The sequence below is a fragment of the Pseudoalteromonas sp. TB25 genome (assembly GCF_000497995.1).
In the GTDB taxonomy this organism is placed as follows: domain Bacteria; phylum Pseudomonadota; class Gammaproteobacteria; order Enterobacterales; family Alteromonadaceae; genus Pseudoalteromonas; species Pseudoalteromonas distincta.
Window position 1 is genome coordinate 1 of sequence record NZ_AUTI01000436.1, and the last position, 4,819, is coordinate 4,819.

The window sequence follows — 4,819 nt, forward strand, 5'->3', positions numbered from 1 at the left end:
CATTCCTCCATTCGAGATGATTTGGGTCATGTCGGACGAGGAGCAAAACAACGAGGCTTGTTAGCTCATAGCGTATTACTGTTTGCGCCAGACACAAAGCAAGTTGTGGGATTAATTGAACAGTCTCGCTGGAGTCGTGATATCAACACGATTGGAAAAAGAGAAAAACACGCGACGACTTCTTACGAAGAAAAAGAAAGTTACAAGTGGGAGTCAGCGTCACGAGCGATGGCAGAGCGGCTGCAAGGACAAATGGCGAACGTGATATCGGTGTGTGACCGCGAAGCGGACATCTACGAATACTTGCAGTATAAACTGACCGAGCAGCAACGATTCGTCGTACGCTCGATGCAAAGTCGTCATATTGAAGAAGGTGAGGATAAGCTCTATGCGTTTGCAAGCGAGCTGATGAGTGCAGGCACCAAACACATCCACATTGCACAAAAAGGAGGAAGAAAAGCCCGAAGCGCAACACTGGATATCACCTATGCGCCAGTGACACTCAAAGCGCCTTACAATAAGAAAGGACACTCCCTCCCAGTTTACTATGTCGGCTGTACAGAGCGAGGAAACGCTAAGAATGGCTTAAGCTGGCACCTATTAACCAGTGAACCAGTCACCAGCAAAGAAGACGCCTTAGCTATCATCACCTACTATGAGCACCGTTGGCTTGTAGAGGAATACCATAAAGTCTGGAAAAGTGATGGTACGGATATCGAAAGTTTACGCCTTCAAAGCCAAGATAACATGGAAAGATTGGTGACGATTAATGGCTTTATTGCGACGCGAATATTGCAACTAAAGTTCACCAATGAGCAGCCTGATTCTCCAAGTTGTGAACAACTGTTATCTCCCAAAGCATGGAAGTTATTGTGGTTAAAGAGAATAAAAACACCATTGCCTGAAACTGCTCCAAATATGTCATGGGCGTATCAGGAACTGGCAAAGTTAGGAGGCTGGAAAGATACCAAGCGCACAGGGCGTGCATCTGTGAAAGTGTTATGGAAAGGATGGCTTAAGTTACAAGCCATCCTGGAAGGCTACGATTTAGCAAAATCTCTTGAGTCAGACTTGTGATCAAGAGACAGCTTTTAAAGCGCCTTTTTTATTGTCTTTTAATTACCTCTGGCAATAAACTCAATCCGATTGCCGCTAGGCTCTCTTATCATCATATGTTGGGTTGGGCCGCTACCTAAGTTTTCGGGTGCAAACTCTATAATAATATTATTTTGCATTTTTAAGTGTTCATGTAGCTCGCTTAACTTTTTGATACTTTCAACACTGAGTGCTAAATGGTGTAAGCCCACATTTTCTGCTCGATTAAACTCCACACGTTTTGCATCGTTTTTCACGCGCCATAATGTAATGGTTATTTTATTGTTTGATAAAAAATAAGCAGGATAGACTGGGTCATTCCCTAGCGTTTTAAAGCCAAGTACATCAGTAAAAAATGCTTTGGATGCATCTAAGTTTGATACGGTTAAACCTAAATGATCAACGCCACCAACCCAATTTGTATCAGCAATAGCTGAGGCTGATAGAAGGAGTAATGGGGAAAGGCTAAGTAGTAACTTTTGTTTAAGCATGAGATCTCTTGTTAATTAAATACAATTAACAAGAAGACCTAGTTAAATACGGTTACCTTACAAAAAAGTTAGGTATTTATAATCTGCTTTAGCAGCTTAATAAACGCTGCGTTACTTTTGATTGAGGGTTTTGAAAAACATCTTCAGTAGGACCGTATTCAACCACTTCGCCTTTATCAAGTACAACTACAAAATCACTAATGTGACGTACTAAACTTAAATGATGAGTGATCATCACATACGTAAGGCCTGTATCGCGCTGCAGCTTAAGTAACAAGTTTACTATTTGCGCCCGTATAGAGGGATCTAAAGATGAAACAGCTTCATCAAGTACAATCACCTTAGGATCTAAAATTAATGCACGAGAAAACGCTACACGCTGTAGCTGCCCCACACTAAACATATGCGGGTAGTAGTGTTTATGATCAATTAACAAACCCACCTTAGAAAGCGTTGCATCAATCTTTTCAGTGCGTTCACTAGCATCAAGCTCAGTATTATATTGCAGGCAATCATCAAGCATTTCGCCAATGGTTAACCCCGGGTTGAGCGATGCAGCTGAATCTTGAAAAATCATACGAATATGGCGACATTGATTATCGCGTACGCCATTATCTTCGATAATATTATTCTCGAGCAAAATTTGCCCGCTATCAGCGCTATCAGCTCCTGAAAGTAGTTTTGCCAACGTACTTTTACCTGCGCCTGTTTCGCCAATTATGGCAATGCTTTCACCTTTACCTACGCAAAATGAAATGTTTTTAAGGACTTCAAACTTTTTACGTGAAAAAAGCCCAGCTCGCACATTAAAGGTTTTACAAAGTGCTTGTACTTTTAACAGTGGTTGCATTACTTCATGTCCTTAATTAACGGGAAGTGACACGCATAACTATGGCCATGATGCTTAGTTAGGGCTGGTGTAACCACACAGGCTTTTTGTGCTTGCGGACAACGCGGCCCAAGGCGACAGNCAGCCAATGGGCAAATGTTGCAGGGTAGGGATAGTCCCTTTAAGCGCATAAAAAGGTTCTTTATGTGCTAAGCCTTGCTCGTAGTCTGGCAAGCTTTTTAGTAATGCTTGCGTGTATGGATGGCGAGGCTGTTTAAATATTTCATGGGTTGGGCCTGCTTCAACCATTTGCCCGCAATATAAGACATGAATGCCATGCGACCAATGTGCAATCTCTTCCAGTTCATGAGAGATCATCAAAATAGACATGTTTTTAAGTTGATTTAAGCTTTTTAGTAACCTAAATACTTGTGCGCGAGTTGTGCTCTCAAGCGCTGTAGTGGGCTCATCAGCGATTAAAAGTTTAGGCGTGCGAGCAATGGCCATCGCAATCATTACTTTTTGACATACGCCTTCAGAGAGCTCATGAGGGTAACTACTTAGTACCGCTTCGTGGTTTTTAATACCCACCTTATGAATAAGCGCTTTTACTCTGTCTTTTCTCTCTCGGTTGCGTTTTAAAAAGAAACCTTTAGTTGCGACCTCTGGGAGTGTTTCGGCAATTTGGTCAAATATTTTAGCGGTTGGGTCAAGGCAGCGACTTGGGTCTTGATAGATCATCGCTATATCTTGGCTTACTATTTTACGGCGTTTCTCTGGGCTTAAACGCATTAAGTCTACGCCGCGCCAATGAATACGGTCGGCAGTAATATCCCAGCGCTCGTTTAATACACCAATAATCGCTTTTGCTATTAAGCTTTTGCCAGAGCCAGACTCGCCCACAAGCGCATGTACTTCACCTTCTTTTAAGCTAAAGCTCACTCTGTCTACAGCTCTAATTACAGTTTCAGAGGTACGTAGTTCAATTGTTAAGTTACGAACATCGAGTAATTGCATTTAATCAGCCTTACGTGCTTTTAGCACTTGTCGCAGGCCATCGCCTACTAAATTAGTAGATAACACGGCTAAAAATAACAGTACACCAGGTAGCGCTACAGTCCACGGCGCTAAATAAATAAGGCCTAGATTTTCGGCTAATATTGCGCCCCATTCGGTCGTTGGTGGCTGAGCCCCTAATTTTAAAAATCCCAGTGCTGAAATATCTAATATCGCAGTAGAAAGCGCCATCGTGAATATAACCACAATATGCTCATAAATATTAGGGAAAATACCACGCGATATTATATGCCAATTAGATGCGCCATCGAGTCTAAACGCAGTAATGTAATCTTTACTTAATTCATCAACAATTAGGTTGCGCACCGAGTGAATAAATTGCGGTAGTAACGCTAAAATAATTGCCCATACGGTATTCATTAAACCAGGACCGAGTATGGCGATTATTATTATGGCCAATAACAAAGAAGGAATAGAAAGTGTTATATCAAGTAAATGATTTAAAAAGCTTGAACGCAACCCTTTACTAATCCCTGCAAAAGTCCCCACTAATACACCAAACAGGGTCGTGATTAGGGCAGCTACAACAGAAAGTCCAAACGTATATGTTGCACCATTCATTAAGCGCGAGAGTACATCACGGCCTAAATCATCGGTGCCTAAAATAAAGCGTACATCGCCCATTTCTCGCCATGAGGGCGGTATGAGTAGTGCATCACTATGCTGTTGGTTTACGCCATAGGGCGCTAAAAAAGGAGCTGTGGCGGCCAATAATGCAAACGCCATAAATATCCATAAACCAACCAAAGCTGGGTGATTGTTTTTAAATTTGCGCCAAAATCGCGCAAGTGGCGATTTATTCGACTCTTCAGAAAATAAATTAAACTTTGCCATGGGCCTGATTCCGCGAGAGTGGATCGAATAAAGTGTAAGTAAGCTCAGCTGTAATAGAGGCTAAAATAACAAATAAAGACACCGCCATTAATCCGCCTTGAATTGCAGGAAAGTCGCGCTGATAAATACTATCGATTAACCATCGGCCAATACCCGGCCAAGAAAAAATAACTTCAGTAATCATCGCAAGTGTTATCAAGGTGCTAAATTGCAAACCAATTTGCTTAATTACCGGTAGTAGAGCATTACGCAGTGCATGGTGCATGATAAGTTGACGGCGGTTAAGGCCTTTTGCCCTAGCTGTTTTAATAAAGTTTTGATCCATTACCTTAAGCATAGACTCGCGAGTAAAGCGCACTAATACCGTGGTTGGATACATGGCCAATACAATAGTAGGGAGTGTTAAATGACGCAGCGCATCAACAAAGGCCATCCCTTTATATGGAAATCCAGCTAGAGCAATATCAATTAATATAAACCCTGTACTGGCGGG

The 4,819-nt window shown here is 42.0% G+C and carries 5 protein-coding genes and 1 pseudogene; 1 reads left to right on the forward strand and 5 read right to left on the reverse strand.

The features are described from left to right. On the forward strand, positions 1 to 1,077 hold a 1,077-nt coding region (locus tag L652_RS0121180; RefSeq protein ID WP_024603370.1), incomplete at its 5' end, for an IS4 family transposase. Between the two features lie 38 nt (positions 1,078 to 1,115). Here L652_RS0121180 and L652_RS0121185 read toward each other — a convergent pair. From L652_RS0121185 to L652_RS0121205, 5 genes and pseudogenes are all read right to left on the reverse strand, one after another. Further along, the gene (locus L652_RS0121185) at positions 1,116 to 1,586 is read right to left on the reverse strand and encodes a VOC family protein (protein ID WP_024597287.1); all 471 of its coding nucleotides are present in this window, start codon (positions 1,584 to 1,586) and stop codon (positions 1,116 to 1,118) included. Positions 1,587 to 1,674: 88 nt separating this feature from the next. Next, on the reverse strand, positions 1,675 to 2,436 hold the full coding sequence (locus tag L652_RS0121190) for an ABC transporter ATP-binding protein (RefSeq protein WP_002958339.1): 762 nt from the start codon (positions 2,434 to 2,436) through the stop codon (positions 1,675 to 1,677). After that, positions 2,436 to 3,432 (reverse strand): annotated as a pseudogene (locus L652_RS01000000124250) (oligopeptide/dipeptide ABC transporter ATP-binding protein). The gene L652_RS0121190 and the pseudogene L652_RS01000000124250 overlap by 1 nt, the downstream one beginning before the upstream one ends. Continuing rightward, complete coding sequence (locus L652_RS0121200; protein ID WP_002958337.1) at positions 3,433 to 4,326, reverse strand: ABC transporter permease subunit; 894 nt, start codon at positions 4,324 to 4,326, stop codon at positions 3,433 to 3,435. Then, the coding region (locus L652_RS0121205) for an ABC transporter permease (protein ID WP_024595335.1) at positions 4,313 to 4,819 on the reverse strand (507 nt) is incomplete at its 5' end. The genes L652_RS0121200 and L652_RS0121205, both read right to left, overlap by 14 nt.

Excerpts from the sequence above, each read along its gene's own strand:
- L652_RS0121190 (WP_002958339.1), bottom strand. The coding sequence starts at position 2,436 with ATGCAACCACTGTTAAAAGTACAAGCACTTTGTAAAACCTTTAATGTG.
- L652_RS0121185 (WP_024597287.1), bottom strand. The coding sequence starts at position 1,586 with ATGCTTAAACAAAAGTTACTACTTAGCCTTTCCCCATTACTCCTTCTA.
- L652_RS0121200 (WP_002958337.1), bottom strand. The coding sequence starts at position 4,326 with ATGGCAAAGTTTAATTTATTTTCTGAAGAGTCGAATAAATCGCCACTT.